The sequence below is a fragment of the Desulfosarcina widdelii genome, from assembly GCF_009688965.1.
Taxonomy (GTDB): Bacteria; Desulfobacterota; Desulfobacteria; order Desulfobacterales; family Desulfosarcinaceae; genus Desulfosarcina; species Desulfosarcina widdelii.
In genome coordinates, this window is sequence record NZ_AP021875.1 from 5,378,716 (window position 1) to 5,404,554 (window position 25,839).

19 protein-coding genes are annotated in these 25,839 nt (G+C 60.8%); 12 read left to right on the top strand and 7 right to left on the bottom strand.

From position 1 onward, the window contains the following. Nucleotides 1-223: 223 nt before the first annotated feature. Nucleotides 224-553, bottom strand: coding sequence for a hypothetical protein (locus GN111_RS24740; RefSeq protein WP_155306318.1), 330 nt, complete (start codon nt 551-553; stop codon nt 224-226). Nucleotides 554-849: 296 nt separating this feature from the next. Between GN111_RS24740 and GN111_RS24745 the strand changes: the two genes are divergently transcribed. Further along, on the top strand, nt 850-2,112 hold the full coding sequence (locus tag GN111_RS24745) for a fibronectin type III domain-containing protein (RefSeq protein ID WP_155306319.1): 1,263 nt from the start codon (nt 850-852) through the stop codon (nt 2,110-2,112). Between the two features lie 7 nt (nt 2,113-2,119). Here the strand turns inward: GN111_RS24745 and mobB are convergent, their stop codons facing one another. Then, complete coding sequence (gene mobB, locus GN111_RS24750; protein WP_155306320.1) at nt 2,120-2,644, bottom strand: molybdopterin-guanine dinucleotide biosynthesis protein B; 525 nt, start codon at nt 2,642-2,644, stop codon at nt 2,120-2,122. A gap of 288 nt (nt 2,645-2,932) precedes the next feature. On the opposite strand from mobB, the gene GN111_RS24755 reads away from it, so the two are divergent. Then, a complete protein-coding gene (locus GN111_RS24755; RefSeq protein WP_170302450.1) occupies nt 2,933-3,319 on the top strand; it encodes a response regulator in 387 nt (128 codons plus the stop codon). On the opposite strand, the gene GN111_RS24760 is transcribed toward GN111_RS24755, so the two are convergent. After that, nucleotides 3,234-4,847, bottom strand: a complete 1,614-nt coding sequence (locus tag GN111_RS24760) for a hypothetical protein (protein WP_155306322.1) — start codon at nt 4,845-4,847, stop codon at nt 3,234-3,236. The two genes, GN111_RS24755 and GN111_RS24760, sit on opposite strands and share 86 nt — an antisense overlap. 289 nt (nt 4,848-5,136) lie before the next feature. Here GN111_RS24760 and GN111_RS24765 point away from each other — a divergent pair, with 289 nt between their 5' ends. Then, nucleotides 5,137-12,909 (top strand): type I polyketide synthase, encoded by a 7,773-nt coding sequence (locus GN111_RS24765; RefSeq protein ID WP_155306323.1) that lies wholly within the window; start codon nt 5,137-5,139, stop codon nt 12,907-12,909. 3 nt (nt 12,910-12,912) lie between these two features. Here GN111_RS24765 and ade read toward each other — a convergent pair whose 3' ends face one another. The 4 genes from ade to GN111_RS24785 are packed head-to-tail and all read right to left on the bottom strand — an operon-like array spanning nt 12,913 to nt 18,077. Further along, nucleotides 12,913-14,622, bottom strand: a complete 1,710-nt coding sequence (gene ade / locus GN111_RS24770; protein ID WP_155306324.1) for an adenine deaminase — start codon at nt 14,620-14,622, stop codon at nt 12,913-12,915. Further along, nucleotides 14,613-15,926, bottom strand: a complete 1,314-nt coding sequence (locus GN111_RS24775) for an amidohydrolase (protein WP_155306325.1) — start codon at nt 15,924-15,926, stop codon at nt 14,613-14,615. The genes ade and GN111_RS24775 overlap by 10 nt, the downstream gene beginning before the upstream one ends. A gap of 1 nt (nt 15,927) precedes the next feature. After that, nucleotides 15,928-17,241, bottom strand: coding sequence for an amidohydrolase (locus tag GN111_RS24780; RefSeq protein ID WP_155306326.1), 1,314 nt, complete (start codon nt 17,239-17,241; stop codon nt 15,928-15,930). Continuing rightward, nucleotides 17,238-18,077, bottom strand: a complete 840-nt coding sequence (locus tag GN111_RS24785; RefSeq protein WP_155306327.1) for a purine-nucleoside phosphorylase — start codon at nt 18,075-18,077, stop codon at nt 17,238-17,240. Before GN111_RS24785 ends, GN111_RS24780 begins: the two co-directional genes overlap by 4 nt. Nucleotides 18,078-18,309: 232 nt before the next feature. Between GN111_RS24785 and GN111_RS24790 the strand changes: the two genes are divergently transcribed. The 9 genes from GN111_RS24790 (at nt 18,310) to GN111_RS24830 (ending at nt 25,668) form a co-directional block, all read left to right on the top strand. Continuing rightward, entirely contained in the window at nt 18,310-18,663 is a 354-nt protein-coding gene (locus GN111_RS24790; RefSeq protein WP_155306328.1) for a DRTGG domain-containing protein, read from the top strand. A gap of 80 nt (nt 18,664-18,743) precedes the next feature. Next, nucleotides 18,744-18,881 carry a hypothetical protein gene (locus tag GN111_RS24795; protein WP_155306329.1) on the top strand — a complete coding sequence of 46 codons (138 nt, stop codon included), beginning with the start codon at nt 18,744-18,746 and terminating at the stop codon, nt 18,879-18,881. A gap of 55 nt (nt 18,882-18,936) precedes the next feature. After that, the gene (locus GN111_RS24800) at nt 18,937-20,991 is read left to right on the top strand and encodes a (Fe-S)-binding protein (protein WP_155306330.1); all 2,055 of its coding nucleotides are present in this window, start codon (nt 18,937-18,939) and stop codon (nt 20,989-20,991) included. Nucleotides 20,992-21,035: 44 nt separating this feature from the next. After that, on the top strand, nt 21,036-21,524 hold the full coding sequence (locus tag GN111_RS24805) for a SoxR reducing system RseC family protein (protein WP_155306331.1): 489 nt from the start codon (nt 21,036-21,038) through the stop codon (nt 21,522-21,524). Continuing rightward, nucleotides 21,525-22,004 carry a PilZ domain-containing protein gene (locus GN111_RS24810; protein ID WP_155306332.1) on the top strand — a complete coding sequence of 160 codons (480 nt, stop codon included), beginning with the start codon at nt 21,525-21,527 and terminating at the stop codon, nt 22,002-22,004. Between the two features lie 98 nt (nt 22,005-22,102). After that, the gene (locus GN111_RS24815) at nt 22,103-23,080 is read left to right on the top strand and encodes an iron transporter (protein ID WP_155306333.1); all 978 of its coding nucleotides are present in this window, start codon (nt 22,103-22,105) and stop codon (nt 23,078-23,080) included. Further along, nucleotides 23,077-23,964: a DUF3108 domain-containing protein gene (locus GN111_RS24820; protein WP_155306334.1), complete on the top strand. Its 888-nt coding sequence runs from the start codon at nt 23,077-23,079 to the stop codon at nt 23,962-23,964. The genes GN111_RS24815 and GN111_RS24820 overlap by 4 nt, the downstream gene beginning before the upstream one ends. 25 nt (nt 23,965-23,989) lie before the next feature. Beyond that, complete coding sequence (locus GN111_RS24825) at nt 23,990-24,634, top strand: lactate utilization protein (protein WP_155306335.1); 645 nt, start codon at nt 23,990-23,992, stop codon at nt 24,632-24,634. Between the two features lie 26 nt (nt 24,635-24,660). Beyond that, nucleotides 24,661-25,668 (top strand): peptidylprolyl isomerase, encoded by a 1,008-nt coding sequence (locus GN111_RS24830; RefSeq protein ID WP_269433793.1) that lies wholly within the window; start codon nt 24,661-24,663, stop codon nt 25,666-25,668. Nucleotides 25,669-25,839 lie beyond the last annotated feature (171 nt).

The following is a 25,839-nucleotide window of genomic DNA, read 5'->3' on the forward strand; positions in this document are numbered from 1 at the left end:
GAAATGTACGTATGTTCACCCGTGTTCGTCCATATTCAGGGCGGACAGCAGTGTGGGTTTCCGTTAGCACAACTGGACGACGCAAATCAAACCATGCCGGCAAGACGCGCAAATTTCGTAACCAAGTGTGCAAATTTCGTAACCGGAAGGCTTTATTGGCATCAAATTTTGGATCATTGGGTTCGCAGGCGGGACTTTAAAATCGTGGCATGGGCATTGCTTTTTATGTAGGTTTAAGATAAACGCGTACCAATACGTTTGGTGCCGCTTCCGTTGCTGCTTTCATATTATGAGGTTGGCCATGAAAATGGAAAAATGGCGTCACCACGCAAGCACCGCCCCCAAAGACCGGCGATTTCTTTCCGAGCGACGCCGGTTCTCTTACGCGGGTTTCATTCCCGAACGAAGATCCGGTAAAGATCGCAGGGCCGCCGAGCCGCAGGTATACGGCCGCGAGACTGTTGCGACGCAGATCCTTTATGAAAGATGGGTTGACTGCCCATAGCGAAGTCCACTTATTCATAAAACCGATGGCATTCGATTGCCGCTGCATCCCGGCTCGCGGTGTTGCTCGGCGCACAAATAGGTGTTGGCTATTCACGCTTCTCGCGCCTTGCGATCCATAGCGCAGCAACAATCTCGGTACGTCATCGTATTTATGAACAGGTGTACTTAGACATCTTTATGAACAGGTGTACTTAGACATCCATTCCGTCCGACTCCCGATGGATGAATTTTTATTCCCGGCTTGAATGTTACCCTGCGTTAATCGAAGCAGGGGGTGTTTTCCCGATCGCGATTCCTGACCCGAATTGAGGTTCCGACAGATCACGGAGTAGCCTACCCCGAATGAAACGACCTCGGATTCCAAGCTGTCAGACGACACCGGTTTCACCATGGGCCGCCGCCATTTTCCTGGCGGGCCTAGTGATTCTGTTCCCCGCTTTTTCCCACGCATCCCGGCAGGTGACCCTGGCCTGGGATGCCAATGATTCGAAACCGGAAGGATATCGGGTCTTTTCCCGGCAGTCTGGCGAGGCCTACAATTATGACCATCCGATATGGGAAGGTACGGCAACCACCTGCACCCTGATCGGCTTGGACGATTTCACTGACTACGCCTTTGTCGTGCGTGCCTATGACGGCAATTTGGAAAGCGCCGATTCCAACGAAGTGAGACTTCCCAGTCTGGTCGCCGAGCCCGAGCAGCCGGAGGCGACGTCCTCACAAGACGATGCCGAGGACCTTTTCCTGACCCCCGTTCTTCAAACCGCCGCCTTCAGTTCGGCGGATTCCAACGACACCCACTTGCAGACCCGGTGGATCCTCACCCGAGAGTCGGACGGGGTGTGTATTATGGATTTGACCAGCACCAGCGATCTTACCGAACTGGACGTGCCCGTGCTGATGCTCGAAGATAATACCACCTATTCGTGGACGGTCCGACACACCAGTGCCAAGGGCTCCGTTTCAGATTGGTCTACGCCCAGCCGGTTTACCACCGGTACGAGTGCGTTGGATGGCGACGGCAACGGCATCCCCGACGAACAGGAAGTGGAGACGACCATCGATTTGGATGACAACGGGGTGGCCGATGCCGAACAGGAGGACCTTCGGTGCGTTTATGTCGTGGACAGCGCCGGTCAGGTTGCCGTCAGCGCACCTTCCGGAAGCGGGGTGTCCCGGATTACAGCCATGGAGGCCACCGACCTGGATACCATCGGTTCCGTCGATCGGATGCCCTATGACCTGCCCCTGGGATTGGTCAGCTTCCGACTGGAGTTGGAGCATACAGGGGGCATCGCCCGGATCCGGATCTATTTTTCCGATCCGGCACCCCAGAGTGCCCGATGGATCAAATACGACACCATCAACGGTTGGCAGGATTACTCGGTCCACGCAACGTTTGCCGATGACGGCCTCTTTGTCGATCTGGAAATTCAGGATGGCGGGTTCGGAGATGTTGACGGTGTGGAAAACGGCATCATCATCGACCCTTCCGGATACGGCATCGCCAACGACAGCGAGGCTTGCTCGCTGACCGACGCGCAATCGTCATCCGGTGGGGGCGGTGGCGGATGCTTCATTTCCAACACGCTGTGGGCCCACTGAGACATGCTTAGTTCCTGAAATGTGCCGCTTTGCCGCTGGATTTGTCGATGGAGAGAAATACGGAAACGATAAATTCGGCGATGGCCTCGATGTCGTCCAGCCCGAACCGGGGCAGTTCCACGTCAAAGGGGGTGTCGGAAACCATGGCGATCAATGTATCGTCCTTAAGGCAGGCGGGGCGACGATGGCACTGGGACCTGAAAATTTCAATTTTCGGCGCACGGTCCTTTTTAAACCCTTCCGTTATCAGAAGGTCCACGTCTTCAAAATAGGGTGCCAGGTTGTCCAGGGACTCGCCGGGAGAATCCTTGATCATGGCGATCTGACCGGGTGAGGCGATCATGACGGCATCGGCTCCGGCTTGCCGGTGGCGGTAACTGTCCTTGCCTTTGTGATCGATATCGAAGCCGTGATGGGCGTGTTTGACAACGCCGACGCGGTATCCCCGGCGTTTCAATTCGGGGATCAGTTTTTCGATCAGCGTGGTTTTGCCGGAATCCGACTTGCCCACGATGGAGAGAACAGGTGGCAAAGCAGCCTCCTTTGGCCCTTGGCGGTACGCATGAAAATGGGTTGGGCGGTTGCAAACGAGCCCAAACTAAGTCGGGCGACAAGGGATGTCAAGGCGGTCGGATCGTGATCGCAGGACCGCCGGATCGGCTTGACCGGCGATCCGGATCGGGATACTAATCGTTTCCGTTAATGGAGCTATGGGGGCGGTCCGGGAATTTGCCCGGCTTCGCCAGTATTCCCGTTGTCCGATAAAGAGCGAATTTCAAACCCATCGAGGTGTACGATCATACCGAACGTTCAGATTGTCGTGGTCGAAGACGACCCGCTGGTGAGGGATTTCGTAGTGGATGCTTTCGAGTTCAGCATCAACCGCAAGATTCACACCTTTGACAGCGGGTTTGCGGCCTGGCAGTACATTCAATCCGGTTCTCCCGTTCACATTGTATTTGCGGACATCCATGTGCCCGAAATGGATGGGATTGAATTGACCGCCCGGATCAAGGCGGTGGCCCCTGAAACCGTCTGTATCCTGGCATCGGGCAATCCAACGGATGCATCCCGGGCGGAGAGTGCCGGTGCCGATGCATTTTTGCTCAAGCCTTACGGCATCAGCGACCTTTTTGCCCTGATTCAGACATTTGTGGCAGACGGCGACGACAGGCCAGGGCAAAGTCCTCCGGATAATGGCCGTTGATCCACCGCAATTGGGCTTCGCTGAAGGCGCCGGGAGATTGGGGCAGCCTGGGCAAAAAAGCGACCAGCAAGCGCTGATCGTCGCTGCCGCCGGCGATGGATTTGGAATATTCGATGCTGGTGATCATTCGGGCTCCCAAGGCTCCCAGTACGCGGACGGCGGCAAAGATGGCCCGGTCCAGGGATCGGCGCATTAAAGCGTCCGCCTCGACGATATTGCCCACCGGCAGTTTGGGCATCAGATTCAGTTCCCACTGGGATGTCTGGGCTTTGGGAACGAAAACCAAGACCCGTTCGTCCTCGAATACCACCAGGCTGCGCTCGGCCTTTTGGTTTCCATCCATTCGTCGGTTTCCCATGATCGCCTTTTCGTAGCACTCGAAGAACCCTTTGCCCGTCTCGCGCCGAAACACCTCAACCCAGTCCCTCACCAGATCACCGCAGGCATAGGCCGGCAGGCTGCCCTGCCCATCGGCCAAAGAGACCCGGCCGGGAATCAGGGCATACTGCTGGTGAATCTGCTGGTGGGAGGCGTGCAGGCGATATCCGCTGGGGGCGTAGTCGAAGCCGAAATTCCAGCCCCACAGTGTTCGGTCGAAATCCATTGTATCCGATTTTTCTATCCGAGAGAGAATTTTTTGCCGGAGCGCCTCCAGAGCCTGCTCGTCCAGGGAATGCCCAACCGATTCGAGCGGTTCGCCCAAATGGCCGGCCAGGCGGGCATAGCTGCGCTGATAATAAAGGTGGCGCATGGCGGCCATGTCCTGAAGGGTCAGATCCTGCAGACGGTACCGTACGGCATCGTCGGCCATGTTGGCGGCGTAGTGGCCCCAGGGAATGTAGGAGTTGCGCCGCAGGTACTCGAATACGTGGCTTTGGGCGTCGGACCACTCCCCCACGATTTCGCTGGCTCCCTGGGCTCCGGGGCGCAGCACCATGACCTGTTTGAAATTGTCGGGAAGATACGGGTTGTTGGCGACGGCTTCAAAGAGGGCTTCGTCGGCGAGGTCGGCCTTGATTTTTCCGTCGGCCCGTTTGACGAAGGGCAATCCCCAGGGCCGGCCGCTGATTTTTTCCAGGCACAGGTCGCAGGACACATGGGCCAGGCAGCACAGGTCCCGGCTATCGGTCGAGGTTGTCGCCAGGGCCAGTTGAAGGGGGCGGGGAAGGCTCCGGATGGCGCTGGCTGCCGAGGCGTCGTCGGGATAGGCGTCGGAAAAGGAGATTTCAGGCGCCGGGGGCAGCCGAATCGACTCGGGATCTGCGGCCCGGCTGTCGGCCCAGGGCTTGCCGATATAGGTTGTCCCCCGGAAAGAAAAGGCGTTGGGAACTTCGAAAATTGCGTCCGCAGCCGGTTCCCGTACCGGCCCTTCGGGGAAGTTGAAGGTATTGCGGTGGCGGGTGCCGTCGGGGAAAAGACCCAGATCGGCCACCGCGGCCGCCGGTCGGAAATTGTCGGTCGTGAAGTGGGGGCGGTGGATACCGTAAACGAACCGCCCCGCCGGAGAAACACAGGTGCGCAGTTCCATGATGCGTTCCTTTGGGCTGTAAATGGTAAAAAAGAACCACCGGCGTCGACAAATGTGTACCGATGGCGGAGCGCTGATAGTGCTTTTTATGGCACATCCCGCTTTTTTTTGCGAGTTCGGAAAGCCGGGCACAGGCCGATATCCTCCATTTGTATAACGATATCTACCGGTTCTGAGAAAGTGGCATGGAAATTTCATTGATGATGTTCTATTCCATTCGTTTGTCAATCAACGTTCCACGCATTTTCGATCCGCTGAAAGATCGTTTTGATGGGAAAGGAAGGCAAACATGGATCGTCCTGCATCATCAGCACCCATCGCCGTCATCGGACTGGCCTGCCACTATCCGGACGCCGAAAATCCCATACAATTGTGGGAAAACATCCTGGCCTGCCGGCGGCAGTTCCGAAGGTTTCCGGACTGCCGCCTGCCCCTTGCGGACTACTACGATTCCGATAAAAAAGCGCCCGATAAAACCTACGGGCGCCAGGCCGCGGTCATCGACGGTTTTGATTTCGACTGGGCGGAAAGACGCATTCCGCTTTCGACCGTTCAAACAACGGATATCGTCCATTGGCTGGCCCTGGAAACCGGCCTGCAGGCCGTCGCCGATGCCGGATACACCAAAGATCGTCTCCCCGGCCGACGGACCGGCGTCATTGTCGGCAACACCCTCACCGGCGAGCAGACCCGGGCCAACACCATGCGGCTGCGCTGGCCCTTTGTACGCCGGACCCTGCATGCCGCCGCCAAGGCACAAGGCATGGAGGACAGCCAGCTCGAACCGCTCACCCGAATCCTGAAAGAGCGCTATACCTCTGTTTTTCCGCCGGTGGACGAGGACACGCTCGCCGGCGGGCTTTCCAATACCATTGCTGGACGGATCTGCAACCACCTCGACCTGATGGGGGGCGGCTTCACCATCGACGGGGCCTGCTCCTCATCTCTGCTGGCTGCGGCCCATGCCGCATCACGTCTCGCGGACGGGGACCTGGATCTGGCCATCGTGGGCGGGGTGGACATCAGCCTGGATCCCTTCGAGTTGATCGGCTTTGCCAAAACCGGCGCCCTGACCGACGATGACATGACGGTCTACGACCGCGGCGGTAAGGGTTTCATTCCCGGCGAGGGCTGTGGTTTCATGGTGCTCAAGCCACTGGATGCCGCCCGCCGGGACGGCGACCGCGTGTATGCGGTGATTCACGGCTGGGGCATCTCGTCCGACGGGGGTGGTTCCGGTATCACCGCGCCCAACGCCGCCGGCCAGGCCCTGGCCCTGGAGCGGGCCTACCGGAACGCTCCCCATGGCATCCAGGATCTGGATTTCATCGAGGGCCACGGAACCGGCACCACGGTCGGCGACCGCACGGAGCTGGAGGCCATCGCCAGGTCCATGGGCCGGCAGCCGGTGTCCCGGGGACAGCTGCGTCCCTGCGGCATCACCTCTCTAAAATCCATTATCGGCCACACCAAGGCCGCTTCCGGCATCGGCGGACTGATCAAGGCCGTCATGGCCGTCAATCGCCGGGTCATCCCTCCCACCGCGGCCTGCAGAAATCCCCACCAGGCCTTTGATTCCGCCGCCCGCAGGCTGTATCCCGTGCGTCTGGGCCGGCAGGAACCCAGGGACAGGCAATTGACTGCCGGCGTCTCCTCCATGGGTTTCGGCGGCATCAACTGCCACATCACACTGGTTTCCGGGGACGCGCCGGACAGGCTGCTGGAGCCCGCCCTGGACGAGGGAGCGCTGATGGCCCACGCCCAGGAAACCGAACTTTTCGTAATGGGGGCCGACAACAAAGCAGCCCTGCTGGAAACCCTTGCCGAAGTCGTGCGCATCGCAAACGGCATCAGCATGGCTGAAATGGCCGACCTTTCCGCCGAGCTGACCCAGTGGGTGCCGTCGAATGCCAGCCTGAGAGCGGCAATCGTGGCTGGTCATCCGGATGATTTGGTCCAGCGCCTGAATCGTCTGGAAACGGCATTGCTGGAGACCGATGAGTCGTCGCCGGCCGATCTTGGTGGATTGGATCAACCCGACATCCGCTTGGGAGCGCACTGCGGGGCGTTTCGCATCGGCTTTTTGTTACCCGGCCAGGGATCTCAGCAGTTCAACATGGCCCGCACCCTGGTGCAGCGGTTTTCCTGGGCCCAAGAGCTGGTGGACCGCGCGGATCGGATTACCCGCGAAAGGACCGGCATTCCGGTGAGCCGGCTGATTTACCGGGATACCGACCGGGCGCCCGACCCCGAAGAGAGGGATCGCTGGTTCCGCGCCCTTTCCCGAACCGAAAACGCCCAACCGGCCCTCTGCCTCGCATCCCTGCTGTGGCTGGAATATCTGCGGCGTCTCGGCATCCGGCCGGCTGCTGTCGGCGGGCACAGCCTGGGAGAGTTGAGCGCCTGCTTTGCCGGCGGGCTGTTCGACGGTTCGACCCTGCTGGATTTCGCCGCCCGTCGCGGCCGTATCATGTCCCTGTCCAATACCGTGCCGGGTGCCATGATGGGCCTGCGCTGCGATGAAGCTGCGGCCCGGGAGATGATGGCGAAGATAGACGGCTACATTGCGGTGGCCAATCTCAACAGCCCCCGGCAGACCGTCCTTTCCGGCGAGACAGCGGCCATTGAAGATATGCTGAAAATTGCCCGGAAAAACGGTGTCGACGCCCGCATGCTGCCGGTTGCCAGCGCCTTTCACAGCCGCCTGTGCGAGGATGCCGCCCGGCGGGTGGGAGAGATGGCCCTGCTGGACACGGCCAGTCCGGAGGCGGCCTGCCCGATTTTCTCCAGCGTCGACGGTGAGATTTTAAAGCCGGAAGGGCCGCTGCGGGACCATTTCTCCCGACAGATTCGATCCCGGGTCAACTTCATGGCCATGGTGCGCAACATGGCCGGCCGCTGTAATCTGATGATCGAAGTGGGCCCCGGGCGGGTGCTGACCGGACTGGTAAACGACATCATCGGGCAATCGTCCGTGGCATGTCTCCCGGTGGAAAGCTCGCCCGGAAACGCAACGGATCTGAATCGCGTCCTGGCGGTCCTCTTTGCCAACGGTGTTCCCGTTTCCTGGGAAGGGCTGTTCGAAAACCGCCTGATCCGGCCATTCGTCCCGGCAGCGGAAAAGTCGTTTGTGGCCAACCCCTGCGAATCCCTGCCCCGAAGCGATGGCCCGGACGGGGACGTTGACAGTCCGGCCTCCGGCAAACTGCCGGCTGTTCTGGCCGAAGCCTTCGCCGGTGTGCCGGAGGCGCTGGTCAGCCGGTATCTCGCGTCCCGCGGCGAATTTCTGAACCGTGTTGTGCAGGCCGACCTTTCCTTCTGGGATCCGGATGCCCGCCCGGTCGCCGCCGATGACCGGCAGCAGCCGGAGACCGGGGCGTTGGGAGAAAAGCGCGTGCAGGAGGCGCTGTATGATCTGGTCACGGAGGCGACGGGCTTTTCCCCTGAAAGCCTGTCCCGGGAATCCCGTCTGCTGAACGATCTGAATCTGGACTCCATCAAGGCCGGCGACCTGATCGCCCGGTTTGCCAAAACCTGCGGCATCGCCTTTCCCGATCCGGCCCTGCTGGCCAACGCCGCCCTGGGCGAATTGATCGATGCCGCCGCGCGTTTGAACGAATCCGCTATTGAAGCAACACCCGCTCCGCCGGAGACCCTGGAGAAGCTGATCGATCAGGCCGGACGGATCACCGGCTTTCCCGATGCTGCCCTCGACCCGGACCTGCCGGTGGAAAGGGAACTTCACGTCGATGCGGACAAGCTCGAAATGCTGGTCCGGCGCACGGCCCGGGCGTTGGGAATCCAGGCCCAATTGGATATCGACCCTTTGCGTTCCCGAAGCCTGAATCAGATCGCCGCAATTTTAGACCGGCTGCGAAACGAACAGCAAGGCACCGGAGACGTCCGGGTGCCCTCCCCCGGCCCGCCCACCTGGGTGCGCAACTTCAGCATGGACCTGGTCAAAACCCCTTACCCCAGATTTCCCGATGCCTGGCGGCGGCGGTCGGAAGATGACTGGCAGAAGGCCCATGTCCTGATCCTGCACGCTGAAGATACCGGCGAACTGGCCGAATTGCTCGGTCAGCACCTCTTCCAGCGGGGCGCGACAATCCACCGGGCGGCTTTTGATGCCGAGACGACCGACGCGCAGGTCAAAGATCCCGCTTTTTCCCACCTCCTGGCCCTGCTGCCCAAAGAGGCGCGGGGAGAAGGGGACCGCGGCGCTTTTCTTAAACGGATGATCAAGATGCGCGCCAGCATCGTCGCCCCGCCGCCGGCCGCCGAGGCGCCCCGGCGCCGGACCACGGTGGCCTACATCCAGTTCGGCGGGGGCGTTTTCGGACGCGATCCGCGGTTCGCCCATCCGGAACGATGCGCTGCCGTGGCCCTGGCCGCCAGCCTGCACCTGGAGCGCAGCGACCTGCGCGTTCGGGTGGTGGACTTCAACCCGGCGCTGTCGGTAGAGGTCATCACCTGGGAAACGGTCGCCGAGTTGACTACTTCGGACAGTTTTGCGGCGGTGGGCTACGATCTGGACCGCACCCGTCGGACCTTTTTGCCGCGTCTGATCGATCCGTTGGCGTTCAACCCACGCAGCCCTCAATGGTCGCCGGAGGACGTCATCCTAGTCACCGGAGGCGCCAAAGGCATTACGGCGGCCTGCGCCCTGGCCGTGGCGCGGAAGACCGGGGCGCGCATGGCCCTGGTGGGGCGCACGGCGCATCCGGATGAATCCGACGCGACATCCGCCTCTCAAGAAATCCGCACCCAATTGGAACGGTTTGCCGCAAACCGGTTGACCGCCGACTATTTTTCCTGCGACATGGTAGACCGCAAGGCCGTGAACCGGCTTTTGGCGGCAGTAGAAGCGCGCCTGGGCCCGGTCACGGGCATCATCCACGGCGCCGGGCTCAACCGGCCGCGGCTCACCGGCCAGGTTAATCCTCAACAGGCCTACGACGAAACTGCCCCCAAGGTTCTGGGATTGCTGCACCTGCTGGACGCGCTTGCAGACAGGCCTCCCAAATTGATCGTGGGCATGGGGTCGATCATCGGCCTTACCGGCATGCCCGGCAACGGCTGGTACGGCTTTTCCAACGAGGCGATGGACATTGTCCTGCGCGGTTTTACGGCCGATCACCCCGAGACCCAAACGGTAAATGTGGCTTTCAGCATCTGGAGGGACGAAGGCATGGGAGCCCGCATGGGCAGCGTGGACCTGCTGCGGGAAAAAGGCATCGACGCCATTCCCACCGACGAGGGCATCGACCGTTTCCTGCGCCTTTTCACCCATGACCCAGGCAGCCGCCAGGTGGTCGTGACCGCCCGCCTGGGAGGGCTGGACACCTGGCATCGGGATCCCGTCGAGTTGCCGGAAAATCTGCGATTTCTCGAAAAGCAAGTCCATCTGACGCCCGAGGTGGAAGCGGTGTTCGCGGCGCATCTGACCCTGGACAGCGACCCCTACCTGCACGATCATAATTTCCAGGGTTCCTACCTGCTTCCCACGGTTTTCGGGCTGGAGGCAATGACCCAGGCGGCGATGTTTCTGATCGGCAAAAAGGCGTTTTCCCGATTGCAGATCCGGGACGTCCGGATGCTGCGGCCCATCACCGTGGATCCGCAGACCGGGGCCGATATCGTCATCCGCGCCGTCGTGGACGAATCCAATGCCGACGGCGTGACCCGGGTCCGGGCCGGCATCGTCAAGGAGGGAACCGGCGTCCAATCGGATTCTTTCTCGGCCACCCTGGTTTTCGATCCGGAATCGGCCGCGGATGCGGAAATTGTCGCATTTCCCGACACCCTTTTGCCCCTGGTTCCCGAGACCGATCTGTACCGCCCCACGCTTCTTTTCCAGGGACCGCGCTTCCAGGGCATCCAAGCCATCCGGGAGATCCGGCAAAACGATGAGAAGACAGGAACGGCCCTGTTCTCCTCGCAGCCAACCCCGCCTGAAGCGCGCTCGACGGCAGCCTTTGGAGAAGAAAAGGCCTTGAGCCTGTGCCTGGGCGATGCGTTTTTCACCGACACCTTGCTGCAGAGCGCCGCGCTGCTGGTCCCGCAGGACACCAGCCTGCCGGTATCCATCGACCGCCTGGATCTGTACGAAGAATTTTTCGAAGCCACGACGCCGGCCAGGGTCCGCGTGGACCTGATGGGCCGGGAGGAGAGCGATCTGATCTACCGGGTAGCCGCCGTGGGCGAAGACGGCGCCGTGCGGGCCGTGCTGGACGGCTATCGGTTGAGAATTCTCAAGCACCACGAGGACTATCCCACCGTAACGGACTTGGTCGCTCCCGAGCAGCGCGACCGCCAGTTGATCCGCGACATTATGGAAACGGCCTGCCGGCAATTGATGGTGGACGCCCCGGTTGTGGATGCGGCCTGCATTCTGGGCCTGCACGACATGCCGAAAACCCGGCGGCGCGAGTCCCAGCAGCCTTTGCTGAGAAGGGCCCTGGCCCACGCCCGGAAGGCCTACGATATCGAGGCGGAAGCCTCCGCAGTGAACTGGCTGGAAAACGGCAAACCCGTTGTTGCGGGGCTGGATTCCCGTGAACTGGACGTTTCGCTGACCCACGAAGACCGGGTCTGCCTGTGTGCCCTGGGCCCCGGTCCGGTGGGATGCGACCTGGCTACCATTACCCCCCGCTCCCGGGAAGGCTGGCGCGGACTGCTGGGTGCGGGGCGCATGGCCCTTTTCGATCTTCTCATGGAAAAAGGCGAATCTCCGGACAGCGCCGGAACACGCGTCTGGGCCGCCATGGAAACCCTGGTCAAGGCCGGCGGCGATGTGGGCGCCGGTCTGCGGTTGGCCAAAAAAGCCGACGATGCCCTGCTTCTGGCCGGCAGCGACAGCGACGGGAATCCGATTCAAATTCTCACCATAGCCCTTCGGCTGACCTGGGGTGGACCGCGGATTCTGGCCGTCTCCGTCACAGACAAGGCCGTGGCGCGGGTGCCCGAGCATCTGCTGACGGCCGACTATCCCGGATACGAACCGTTGTACGACACCCGGTCTTTTGAAATGATCGAAGGCGGCCCCCAGGGGCAGCTCGTGTTCGTCCAGCGGCTGCCGGTCACCTTTCAGCCCAGCGCCAATCTGAGCCGCACCATCTACTTCTCCAACTACATCAAATGGATGGGCCATACCCGCGAGGCCTCGGCCTGGCCGGTGCTGGCCGAAATGTCCGACCAGTTTGCCAGCGGGCGCTGGGGAGGCGTGACCAATTATGGGCACCTGAAGATACTGGGAGAGGGCGGCACCAGCGACCGGATCGAAGTTCTCATGTGGGTCTCGGACAACAGCGGTCCGGAGAACTCCACCATGACCCTGTCCTACGACTTTCGCAAAATGCTTCCCGGCGTCGGCTTCGAGCGGTTGGCCTTCTGCCGGCTGCAGACCACCTGGGTGGAGATCCTGGGCCCCGGCGTGGCCAAAGTGGCCCCCTATCCGGCCTATTACGGCCAGTTCATCGAAGACATGTGCCCGCGCTTCGACGCACCGGACGTCCCCGAGCCTCTGCCCGAGACCCTGGGGCATTTGTTCGACGATGGCGACGATCCCGTGATTTACCTGGCGCCGGGCGGGCCGGTGGTCAGGCCCATCGTCCGTGAACAGATCTTCGAAACCACCCTGGCCCAGGCCAACCTGGTAGGCAATATCTATTATGCCAATTATTACGAATGGCAGGGGCAGATCCGGGACCGCTTTTTTTACGAACAGATTCCCGAGTATTTTCAGGGCATCGGCGAGAAGGGCGAACTGCTGGCCCTGGAAAGCCGGGTGGACCACCTGCGCGAGGCCATGCCCTTCGACCGCATTTTACTCACCCTGGCGATCAGGGAACTGCGCGCCTGCTCGGTGACCTTCCATGTGGATTATTTTCGCCTGGAGCCGGACAACAGCCGGGTCAAGATCGCCTACGGCATGCACCGGGCGGCCTGGACCCGGCGCGACGAAACGGGCCGACCCGCGGCCCGTCCCTTTCCCGACCAGTTGCGAAAAGCCTTCGAGGCGCACATCCAACGGTCGGGAAATGACTGGAAAAACGTGTAAGGGTCAGACAAACAGCGGTACGATTTCAAACCGGGTGACGTCCACCAACCCCTGATCGGTAAGCTTCAGGTCGGGGATCACCGGCAGGGCCAGAAAGCCCAGGGTCATGAAGGGGTCGGAGAGGCGACAGCCCAGTTCTCCGGCGGCGGCGATGGCGGCATCCATCCGTTGCCGAACGGTGGCCACCGGCTGGTCGGACATGAGGCCGGCTACGGGCAGGGGCAGGGTGGCCAGGGTTTTGCTGTCGCAGGTCACGGCGAAACCGCCTTTCATCTCCACCACGGCGGCCACGGCCGCCCGCATGTCCGTATCGTCGGTTCCGGCAACGATGATGTTGTGGGAATCGTGGGCCACGCTTGAGGCGATGGCACCCTTTTTGAGCCCCAGCCCGGCGACGAACGCTTTGCCGGTGCGGGCCTCGCCCGTATATCGGTCCACCACGGCCATCTTGATCACATCGTTGGCCACATCCGCCACGGCCAGACCGTTTTCCGTCTTTACTTCTTTGATCTCGCAGCGGGTGACCACCTGATCGGCGATGGCCCGGATCACGCGCATGCGCCCTCCTTCTGCCGGTATGGAAAAATCCAGAAGACTTGCATCCAGGTTCATGGACGGCGGCACGTTCACCGCTTCGGGCCGCTGCACCGTCGGGTGCATTTCGCCCTTTTCGGCCACGCATCGGCCCCGGTGAAACACTATTTCGGCGCGGATGTCGGCAAGGTTGGAAAAAACCACCAGATTGGCCTTGCGGCCCGGAGCGATGGCCCCGGCATCGGCGATGCCGAAATAGTCGGCCGGGTTGAGGGTGCCCATGCAGATGGCCCTCACCGGGTCCAGGCCTTTGGCCACGGCCTTGCGAACGATGTCGTCCACGTGGCCGTGGGCCAGCAGATCCTGGGGATGGCGGTCATCGGTGCACCACATCATGCGGCGCCAGGTATGCTCGCCGATGACGGGAAACAGGGCCTCCAGATTGCGGGCGCAGGTGCCTTCGCGCACCATGATGTGCATGCCCAGCTCCAGTTTTTCCAGGGCCTCTTCGGCGCGGGTGCATTCGTGGTCCGAAGCGATGCCGGCGGCCGTGTAGGCATGCAACTGCGATCCGCCGACGCCCGGGGCGTGGCCGTCCATGGCCCGGCGGCGGCTGCGGGCCAGGTCCAGCTTGGCCAATACGTCCGCATCGCCGAAAATGACGCCGGGGTAGTTCATCATCTCGGCCAGGGCCACGATGCGCGGGTGATCGAAAAAGAGTCCCAGATCGCCGGCCTCGAGCCGGGCGCCGGCGGTTTCCATATCGGTCGCCGGCACGCAGGAGGGCAGGGCGAACAGGCAGTCCATGGGCTGGCCCTCGGCGGACCGTAGCATGTATTCGATGCCCGCCGCGCCCAGCACATTGGCGATCTCGTGGGGATCGGCCACCACCGTGGTGGTGCCGCAGGGTGCCACTGCCCGGGCGAATTCGCTGATGCAGGCCATGGAACTTTCGATGTGCACGTGGGCGTCGATGAATCCGGGGGCCAGATAGCGCCCTTCCAGGTCGACGATTTCGGCAGCCTCGTGATCGCCGAACCCGACGATCGTGCCATCTTTTATTGCGACGCTGCCTTGGACGATGCGCCCGGAAAAGACGTTGATGATTCTGGCGCCGGTCAGCAGCAGGTCGGCCGGCGCATCGCCGCGGGCGGTGGCGATGATGGTTTTCAGATCCATGGTTTTCGAATCTCCTGTGCAATGTTGTTGACCCGATCCATGATTTTGCGAATGTCCATGGTCAACAGCCGGCGGTCCTGAACCAGCGGTTGGCCGGATACGAAGACATGGCGAACATCTCTGCCGCCGGCCGCGTACACGATATGGGATTCGGGATGATACATGGGCGTCAGGTGCGGTGTTCGGGTGTCCAGGACAACGACGTCGGCCTGTTTGCCGATTTCCAGAGAGCCGATGCTGTCGTACAGACCGATGGCCCGGGCGCCGTCGATGGTTCCCATTTTCAGCACGTCCAGGGCGCCCAACACCGTGGGGTCGCCGCTGGCCGCCTTGTGAAGCTTGGCGGCGGTGGCCATTTCGCCGAACAGATCCAGATCGTTGTTGCTGGCGCAGCCGTCGGTGCCCAGGCCCACCGGGATTCTCGCCGCACGCATGGCGGGCACCGGTGCGATTCCGGAGGCCAGCTTCATGTTGCTTTCCGGGCAGTGGACCACGGCGCATCCCCGGTCGCCCGCAATGGCGATGTCCCGGTCGTCCACCCAGACGCAGTGGGCCATGAGGGTGCGACGGTCGAGCAGGCCCAGGCTGTCCAGGTGGGCCACCGGGCTGAGTCCCTTTTCCTTAATTGAGCGCTCCCGCTCCTGGCGGGTCTCGGCCACGTGCACTTGGAAGAGCAGGCCCATTTCATCGGCAGCGGCCTTGGCCGCTTTCAGGGTGGCGTCGCTGCAGGTGTATGGCGCATGACAGAAGATGGACGGGATGATTCGGGGGCTTTCGGACAGCCAGTGCTTTGCGTATGCCTCGGCGTGGTCGATATTTTTTTTGGGGTCCGGCACACCGGGGGCCGGAAAATCGATCACGCCCTGGGCCAGCACGGCCCGCATGCCGGTTTCGGAAACGGCCCGAGCCACCTCGTTTTCGAGAAAATAGCCTCCGCAGCAGCAGGTGGTGCCCGAGAGCAGCATTTCGGCGCAGGCCAGCAGGGTGCCCCAGCGGACGGTATCCGGGCGGATGAAGCGGGCTTCGGCCGGGAAGATGTGGTCGTTGAGCCACTCGGCCAGGGGCAGGTCGTCGGCCAGCCCCCGAAACAGCGTCATGGGCAGATGGGTGTGAGTGTTGACCAGGCCGGGCATGACGATACCGCCGGCAGCATCCACGGATTGCGGCACACCGGCAGGCGGCGCAACGGATTCGATGGCCCCGATGCATCCGTTGCGGATGCCGATCCATCCGGACGGAATGATCCGCATGCGCGCATCCATGGTCACCAGGGTGCCGTTGTGGATGACCGTATCGAATTCCATGCTAACCGTTCCGGATCTCGTTGGCGATCTGGCGGGCGTCGGCCATGGTTTTTTCCAGGTCCAGGTGCAGCAGCCGGCGGTCTTTCATCAGCACCCGGCCGTTGACGATGGTGGCGGTGACATCGCTGCCCCCCACGGCGTAGACCAGATGGGATTCGGGCCGATACATGGGCGTCAGGTGGGGTCTGTTCGTATCGATGACGATGATGTCGGCTTTCTTCCCGCTTTCCAGGCTGCCCGTAATCCGGTCCAGTCCCAGGGCGCGCGCCCCGTCGATGGTGGCCATGTGCAGCACGGTGGCGGCATCCATCACCGTGGGATCCAGGCTGCTGGCCTTGTGCAGCTTGGCCGCCATGTCCATCTCGGCGAACAGGTCGAGGTTGTTGTTGCTGGAACAGCCGTCCGTGCCCAGCCCGGTGCATATCCCACGGCGGATCAGCTCCGCCACCGGAGCGATGCCCGAAGCCAGCTTCATGTTGCTTTCCGGATTGTGGGAGACCTTGACGTCGTGTTCGGCCAGAAGGTCCATGTCTTCGTCGCTGAGCACCACGCAATGGCAGGCCAGCAGGTTCGGGGCCAGCACTCCCAGCTCGGCCAGGTGCCCCACCGGTGTGGCGCCGTATTTTTGCCGGACGTCTTCGACTTCTTTTCGGGTCTCGGAAAGATGAATAACCAGAGGAACTCGATTATCCCGTGCGATGTTGGCGGCCTCGGTCAACAGGTCCGGCGCACACAGGTACGGGGAGTGCGGTTCCACGGCGACGCTGACCAGGGGATCGTCTTTCCATGTGTCGATCAGGAGGCGGGTGCAGTCGAACCCCTTTTCGATCGGGCCGTAATTGGGCGACGGGAAATCGTAGAGCACCTCCCCCACCACGGCGCGCATGCCGGCTGCGGCGGCGGCGCGGGCCGCGGCCCCTTCGAACAGGTACATGTCGCAAAAGCAGGTGATGCCGGACAGAATCATTTCCGCGCAGCCCAACAGGGTACCGGCATGGACCTTGTCCGCGTCCAGCAGGGCTTCGGCCGGGAAGATGTGGTCGTTGAGCCACTCGGCCAGGGGCAGATCGTCGGCCAATCCGCGGAACAGGGTCATGGCCGCGTGGGTGTGGGTGTTGACCAGGCCAGGCATGACGATGCCCCCGCACGCGTCGATGGTTTCTCTGGCCGGTGTCGCCCCCAGCTTGTCGGCCGGACCGATTGCCGCAATGGCATCGCCAATAATGGTTACGGCGCCATTTTCGAAGATGCGGTTTTGTGCGTCCATGGTGATGACCAGGCCGTTGGTGATCAGCAGGTCCGCTGTGGGGGTCATGGGGCCGCTCCGGTCGGGATCCGGGCGACTACCGAACGGATCAGACGGCGAAGGGCGGGGGCGTTTTTTTCGGCCACATCGATGATCGCCTCCAGCTTGGCCGGTGCCGGCCGGTCCGGATCATTGATGTTGGTGATGGTGGACAGGGCCAGCACCCGCAGGCCGGCATGTACGGCGGCGATGGTTTCCATCACCGTGGAAAAACCGACGGCATCGGCGCCGATGGTTTTCAGATAGCGGATTTCCGCCGGCGTTTCCAGCGACGGCCCTTTCAGGCCGGCATAGACGCCGCTTTGCAAGGTGATGCCCAAGCTCTCGGCACTTTGCCGGCAAAGGCGCATCAGGTCCTTGTCGTACGCCGCCGTCATATCGGGAAACCGAGGGCCCCAGTCTTTTTCGTTGGGCCCGATGAGGGGATTTTCGCCGGTGAGGTTGATGTGGTCGCGGATGACCATCAGGTCTCCTTCGTGAAAGGCGGCGTTCATGCCGCCGGCGGCATTGGAAAGGATCAGGCTGCGCACCCCCAGGGTCTGCATGACCCGGATGGGAAAGGTGACCTGTCCGGGCGTGTATCCCTCGTACAGGTGGAAGCGCCCCTGCATGACCATGACCGGCCGGCCGTCGAGGATGCCGGTCTGCAGCCGCCCCGAATGACTCGCCACGGTGGAGATGGGAAAATGGGGGATGGTTTCGTACGGTAATGTCATCGTGTTGTCCAGGGGGCCGACGGCATCAGCCATGCCGGTTCCGGTGACGACGGCGATTTCCGGGTGTCGGGCCATCTTCTCCTGGAGAAATGCGGCCGCTTCGAGAACGGTTTTTCGGGTTGGGGCCAAGGCTGCCTCCGAAGGTTGTTTGGCGACGGGTTGATCGGGGCCGTCCAAAGCGGCTTAAGCGGTTCGCGAGTCCGTTCGAACGTCTGGTTTATAAAACAGCCGCGGCGGCGGCGTCAAGCGTTGACAACAGCGAGCCAAAGTCTATCAGAGCGTTGACATTTTCATATAATTATGAAATGTTGCCACGCGGTCACAGATCTATTCGACAACCTTTTTGACAAACGAAATGACCATGAAAATACAAGAAATCCAGGATATCCTCAAAGGCAGGATGCTATGCGGCGATGATCAGATGGACGCAGTCATCGTAGCAGGCGGCGCTGCCGACCTCATGGACGATGTGTTGGCGGCTGCGGCCAAAGGATGTGCCTTGCTGACGGGTGTTACCACGGACCATGTGATTCGGACGGCCAAAATCGTCGGTGTGGGCGCCATTGTCATCGTCAGGGGCAAAAACCCTCCCACGGAATTTGTGGAGATGGCCAAATCCTTCGAGATCCCGCTGATGGTGACCGATTATTCGCTTTTCGTGGCTTGCGGCCGGCTTTACATGAACGGCATCAGGGGACTTGACGGTTCCTGGTAAAGCGTGCCGGAAACCGTAAATGGCCAATCCGACCGCGCAGGACCTGAAGCATATCGGAAGCGCAGAAGGATCGACCGGCCTTGAGGGACCAAACCTACCTGTTGCTTTGCGGTGATACCGTTTGTTTTACCGCCGGTTCCATCCGGGTCAAGGATGCCCTGCCGGACACCATAAACGAAAAGGGGTTGCGCGAAAAGATTCATCGCAACAAGGGATGAAGGAAAATACAGATATCGGGCTTGATAAGAAACCGTTTTTTACAGGAGCGTTGACATGACTATAGCGATTCTATTGATGGGCGGATTGGGACTCGTGGTGGGGGTCGGCCTGGCCATAGCTTCCAAGGTTTTTTATGTGTACGTGGATCCCAAAATCGTCGCCATCGATGACGTGCTGCCCGGAGCCAACTGCGGTGGCTGCGGTTTTCCAGGGTGCAGCGCCAATGCCGAAGCCATCGTGGCGGGCAAATCCTCGCCCAGTTCCTGTGTGGCGGCCGGAGACGAGACGGCATTGGCCATCGCCGCTATCCTCGGCGTGTCCGTGGAGGCCAAGGAACCGGACATCGCCCTGCCCGGTTGCACCTATGGCGTGGCCGACGCGCAGACAAAATACAGCTACGACGGATTGAACGACTGCCGCGCCGCCGCCCTGCTCTCCGGTGGCATGAAGGTCTGCAATATCGGTTGCCTGGGGTTGGGCACCTGTGCCGCTGCCTGTCCCTTCGGTGCCATCGTCATGGGCCCCGAGGGCCTGCCTGTGGTGGACGAGGTCAAATGCACCGGCTGCGGTACCTGCGAGCGGGTCTGCCCCAAACACATTATCACCCTTTCGTCCGTTACCCGCAGAATTTTAAAAGAGTACACCACCGAAGACTGTACCACCCCCTGCCAGCGCGCCTGCCCGGCGGGCATCAATATCAGCCGTTACATCGAACAGATCGTTGACGGCGATTACCAGGGATCAGTCCAGACCATCAAGGAGCGCAACCCCTTTCCCACGGTGATCGGCCGAATTTGCCCCCGACCCTGCGAAAACGACTGCCGGCGCCAATATGTGGACGAGCCGGTGGCCATCAACTTTTTAAAGCGCTTTGTCGCCGATTATGAACGTACCCAGAACGAGCGCGTCCAGCCGTTCAAGGCACCGGACACCGGTCGCCGCATTGCCGTGGTCGGCGGCGGGGTCGAGGGTCTTTCCGCCGCCTTCTTTGCTGCGCGCCTGGGACACGCCGCCGTGGTTTATGAAGCTACCGACCGTCTGGGGGGTCTGCTCAACAGCGCCATTGCCAAATACCGGCTACCCGAAGAGATCCTCAAATGGGATATCGACGGCATCCTGGAGATGGGCGTCGAAGCAAAGACCGGCCAGATGCTGGGCCGCGACGCGAGTGTTTCCGGGTTGCTGGATGAGGGTTACGAAGCGGTTTTCCTGGCATCCGGCGGATGGGACAGCCGTTTGTCCCGGGGTGCCGAAAAAGAAGTCGAGATGCCGATACCAGGCTGTTTTCTGCTGCTGGATCTGCTGCGTTCCGGACGGGACGGGCATTCGACAGTCACCTGTGAAGGCGAAACGGTAATCCTCGGCGGTGAAACGCTGGCCGCACAGGTTCTTGAAAAAGCACGGGAAGCCGGTGCCGAGCGGCTGACCTTCATCTTCAGAAAAGCGCCGGATGCGGCCACGGCAGCCGCGTTGAGCGAAGCCGGTGCCCGGGTGCTTACCGGCGTCGGCGTTACCCGCCTTTTCGGGCAGGGAGAGGCGCTCACGGGGATTGAGATTCGGGACGAAGCCGACGAACAAATCCAGATGCTGAACGCCCGGACCCTGGTTCTTTCCGCTGGCCGCTTTCCCGAACTGGTATTCGCCCGGCCCGCCGGAGAAGAAGAAACGGACACTCCTTCGGGAGCCTGGGTCGCGACACCGCCGTACAAGCAGCCTGCCAATGCCGAGGAATTCGGGCTGTTCGCCAAGGGCGACATCCTGACTGATTTCAGCGGTGCCATCAAGGCCATCGCCGCCGGACGGCGAGCCGCTGCAACGATTCACATGCTGATTTACGATATCTCCCTGGATTTGCCTGAAAACGTCATTCAAGCGGATACGGCCATTCAGAATGTGGATCATGTGGAGGAGGTTGCCGCCAGCCCGCGTCAGATCATGCCCCTGGCCGACAGCCGGGAACTGACCCGGAAAATGGAACTGGAGAAAGGGTTCGACACGGCCGCTGCCAAAGCGGAAGCTGCCCGATGCCTGCGCTGCGGACTGATTTGCTACCAGAATGCTGAAAAGCTGCAGCCGCTGGAACAGATCCGTGACGCGGTCAATGCCTGACCGTACCGAAAATTTACCATAAATGACCCGTCGATAAAGAGATTATGGCCACTGAAGAAGGAATCGTATTTAAACTGGGAGAAGCCGGGCCGGCAACTGCGTGGGTCAAGACCACCCGTTCCAGCGCCTGCGAAGGTTGTTCCTCCAGAGACGCCTGCCACGCCGAAGGCGGTGGAAAAGAGATGGAGGTGGAGGCCATCAACACGGCCAGGGCCCGGGTAGGCGACCGGATTGTGCTGAATATCAAGACTTCCTCCCTGCTGAAAGCCACCTTTCTGCTCTACGTGTTTCCGATTCTGGCCATGATTGCCGGAGCCCTGCTCGGGCAGACCGTGGCCGGTATGCGGGGATCCGATCCGTCGGGATTGTCCGCCCTGTTCGGTTTTCTTTTTTTCGGGCTCGCATTTATTACCATTCGCATCGTGGGCCGGTTTCTCTCCAAAGACGCCAGTTACAAGCCTGAAATCATCAAGATCCGAGGAGCACGACCTCCATCGGCCGATGCTCCGGTACAGTCCGGGAGCGTTTCGTAAGTGAGCGATCAGACCGTTTTCATATCCAGCCGCAACACGGCTACCTTCCGCTGCCCGCAGTGCGGCCAGGCCAAGACCGCGGATGTGAGCCAGTACGCAACGTTCGGCAAGAAAGTAACGGTCACCTGCACCTGCGGCTGCGGCCACCGCTTCCGCTGCCGGCTGGAAAATCGCCGTCAATACCGCAAAGGCGTCGATCTTCCGGGCCGATTCACCCTGCTGGGAGAAGACGGGACAAAGGATACCGGCCTGGTCAGGGTGGTGGATCTTTCCGCCACCGGTCTTCAAATGCAGTTAACCGTTGCGCGCTCTTTTACCGTCGGGGCTGAATTGATCGTTGAATTTCGCCTGGACGACCGCAAACGGACGCCCATGAGGAAACGCGTCATTGTCCGGAATATCAGGGGACAATCCGTGGGTGCCTCTTTTCACCCCAACGAACTGGACGATCCTGCCCTGGGATTCTATCTGCTGCCCTGAATGTCCACCCCATGTTATATGTGCCTTGCCCTTGAATCTGTGATATAAACAATCTTTTAAAAACCGGCCGATAAAGGCCGTCGCTCGGGAGTATCGTCATGCCATCGTTTCCGATTCCAGCAGGAGTAAGCCTGCGACGGGGTGCCGCCAAAGGATGGCGGGGGTTCGTCTGGATGCTCAAAATCATCCTGCCGGTTTCCCTGTTGACGTTTCTGTTGGATTTCTTCGGTTGCCTGGCCCACCTGGACGGGCTGCTGGAGCCGCTCATGGGGGCCATTCATCTGCCGGCCATGGCAGCGCTGCCGCTGCTGGTTGGCCTGTTGACCGGCATTTACGGCGGGATTGCGGCCATGACCGTCCTGCCTTTTACCGTGCAGCAGATGACCCTGATGGCGGTGTTTCTGCTGATTGCCCACAGCTTGATCCAGGAAGGTCTGGTGCAGCACCATTCCGGCTGCCCCATGTGGATGGCCACGGCCAACCGTCTGGCGGCGGCAGTTTTGACGGTATTTGCCATCGGTTGGCTCCTGGGTCCGGAGACCGCCCGGGAAACGGCCGGCATGTCGCCGGCAGCAACAAAGATCGCTTTCTGGCCGGCGCTTCAAACCTGGGGCGCAGACATGGCCGAGTTGTGTTTGAAGATGCTGCTGATCATCGTTGTGCTGATGATGGGTATGGAACTGGCAAAGCAGTATCGCCTGATCGAAAAGGTGGTGCGGCTGATCAAACCGTTTTTGGGACTGCTGGGCCTGGACCGACAGGTGGGCATGCTGTGGTTGACGGCCGCGTTTCTGGGGATTACCTACGGCGGCGCGCTGATCGTGGAAGAGGTTCGGGAGGGAAAATTGCCTTCGGATCGGTTGAAAACACTGCATGTCTCCATCGGCATCAATCACGCCATGCTGGAAGACCCGGCCGTTTTCATTCCCCTGGGCATTCACCCCTTTTGGCTTTGGGTCCCGCGGCTGGTTGTGGCGGTGATGTTTGCCCATACCTACCGGCTTTGGTTGTGGTTGCGGGCACGCCGCCGCATGCTGACTGGCAATGCCATTTCCGCGGGAAGCCTGAAGCCATGAACGGCAGCGCTCGGAAGCCGCCCGTCCGGCGACAGCATGGCGAGGCCGGAAGCAAACGGGCCCTGAATCGCCTGATCCCGGGCAAGCGGATTTTCTTTTTATTCGTTGCGGCCTTTTTGCTTGCCGCGGGTTCCGCCCATGCTGAAGACGACCGCCCGACAAATCTCACCGCTTTTCAGCCCGGTGAACGGTTGACCTTTGCACTCAAATGGACCATTGTTCCCGCCGGCACGGCCGTTCTGGAGGTGCTGCCCGGGGAACATATGGCCGGCCTGGACGCCTTCCACTTTGTGCTCACCGCCCGGTCCAATGCGTTTGTAGACGCTTTTTACACGGTGCGGGACCGCGTCGATGCATGGGCTGACGCCGCCATGCAACGGTCCCTTCTGTACCGAAAAAAACAGCGTGAGGGCAGTACACGAAGGGATATCACCGTTTCATTCGACTGGGACGCGATGACGGCGCAGTATGTCAACGGGAACGACGTCCGTGAACCGATCGCCATCACGGAAGGCAGTTTCGATCCCCTGTCCATTTTCTACTGGTCCCGGTTCGCGCCGCTGGCCGTTGGTGGTCGATTGCAGCGTCCGGTGACGGACGGCAAGAAACACGTTCTGGGGATTGCCCATGTCGTCCGGCGGGAGAGCATCCGGGTCCCCGCCGGAAGGTTCGACACCTTTCTCCTCGAGCCGGATTTGCGGCACGTCGGGGGTGTTTTCGAAAAAAGCCCCGACGCCAAGCTGCAATTGTGGGTGACTGCGGACCGGCGCCGGCTGCCGGTAAAATTGAAAAGCAAAGTGGTTGTCGGCAGCTTTACGGGTGAGTTGACGGGTATGATCGGGACAGTGACGCCGGCGGAGCCCGAGTTGTCGACAAGGCCTTGAAGACCGTCTTTTCAGGAGGGTTAAAATGGAATCCGATTATCGAAGCTGGTTGTGGGATAAATGGGCCGAGCGCTGTGTGAAGAACCTGATCAAGAACGAATTCGACGCCCGGTTCGTACCGGACGCTTCGGCCGCCGCCACCGTAATCATGGAGCTGGCGGCGCCCTTCGAATCCTTCGGCTTCGGCGGTTCCGACACGACGCGGAGTCTGGGAATTATTGAAAAGCTCAAGGCTGCTGGAAAGACCGTTCACGACCACTGGCAGGCCGACTTGAGCAAAGAAGAGGATCTGTCCATCCGTTTGGCCCAGGGACGCTGCGACTGTTTTCTATGCAGTGCCAACGCCATTTCCGCCACCGGCGAAATCGTCAATGTGGACGGCATCGGAAACCGCACCAATGCCATGACGTTCGGCACGCAGAAAGTGGTCATCGTCGCCGGGATGAACAAGGTGACTCCGGATCTGGACAGCGCCCTGAAGCGGGTGCGCGACGTGGCCGCGCCCATGCGGGCCAAAAGTTTGAACATGAAAACTCCCTGCGCCGAAAGCGGTCGCTGTTCGGACTGCCGGGTGCCCCAGCGCATCTGCCGCATCACCGCCATCCTGCACCGCAAGCCGATGCTGACCGACATCAGCGTCGTTTTGATCGGCCAGTCTCTGGGGTTCTGATACCCCTTCAACCGTGACGTGTCCACGTGGACACGATTAAGGAGAAAACAATGATCTTTTTGACCAGAAGCCTGTCCGTTTTCGCCGTTGCCCTGGCGTTGCTTTTTTCGGCTCTTCCGGCAACCGCCGCCGAGGCGCAGCCGCAGGTCGGGCAGATCGCCCGGGTCAACGACCAGATGCTGATGCGCCAGGACCTGGACCGGGAGATGAAGCTGGTATCGTTGCGGTTGGCCCGCCAGGGACAGCCGGTGAGTGCGGCCCAATTGAAGCAATATGAAGCCAACATCCGTGAAACTTTGATCAACCGCACCTTGCTCCTGCAGCAGGCCAGATCCGCGGGGGTGGATGTCAAGGAGAGCCTCGTAACCAAGGCCTTAAGCGAGTTCAAGGCAGCATTCGATGGCGAGATGGGCTATGCCCGGGCTCTTGCCGATATGGGATTTTCCGAGGAGAGCCTCAAGAATCAGATCCGGGACGGACTGGCCGTCAAAGCTCTGATCGACGACAAGGTGACCCGGCATATCTCCCTTTCGGATCGCCAGGTCCGCGCTTTCTACGACGACAATCCCAGCCTGTTCCGCCGGCCGGAGCAGGTGAGGGCCTCGCACATCCTGATCAAGGTCCCCGAAAATGCCGACCCGGCAAAGAAAGACGAAGCCTTGGCCGCCATTCAGGCGCTGAAAGCCCGCATCGAAAACGGTGAGGACTTCGCCGTTTTGGCTATGGAGAACTCCGACTGCCCCAGCAAGGCCAAGGGGGGAGACTTGGGCTTTTTCGGCCGGGAACAAATGGTCAAGCCCTTTTCCGATGCCGCTTTTGCCTTGCAACCGGGCCAGATGAGCGACGTGGTCGAGACCCGTTTTGGTTATCATTTGATTCGGGTGACCGAGCGTCAGGAGGAGCAGACCTTGCCTTTCAACGATGTCAAGGAGGCCATCGCCAGCCGCCTGCGCCAGGAGCAGGAGGGGAAAAAGATCGACGCCTACATTGAGAAATTGAAGGAACATGCGGATATTAAACGATTTCCTTTGTAGGTTTTTCCTTGACAAGGAGTAATTCATTGTCTAATGATTTTTTTTGGATGATAATTTGGCCAACGCAAATCCTGATCCGACATCTTCTGAGGCGCCAGTTCCAAGTGCCGGAGTATCGTCTGTAAAGGCAAAAGGGGGGAGTACTGGTAAGGAACCAAGAGGGAGAGGAGG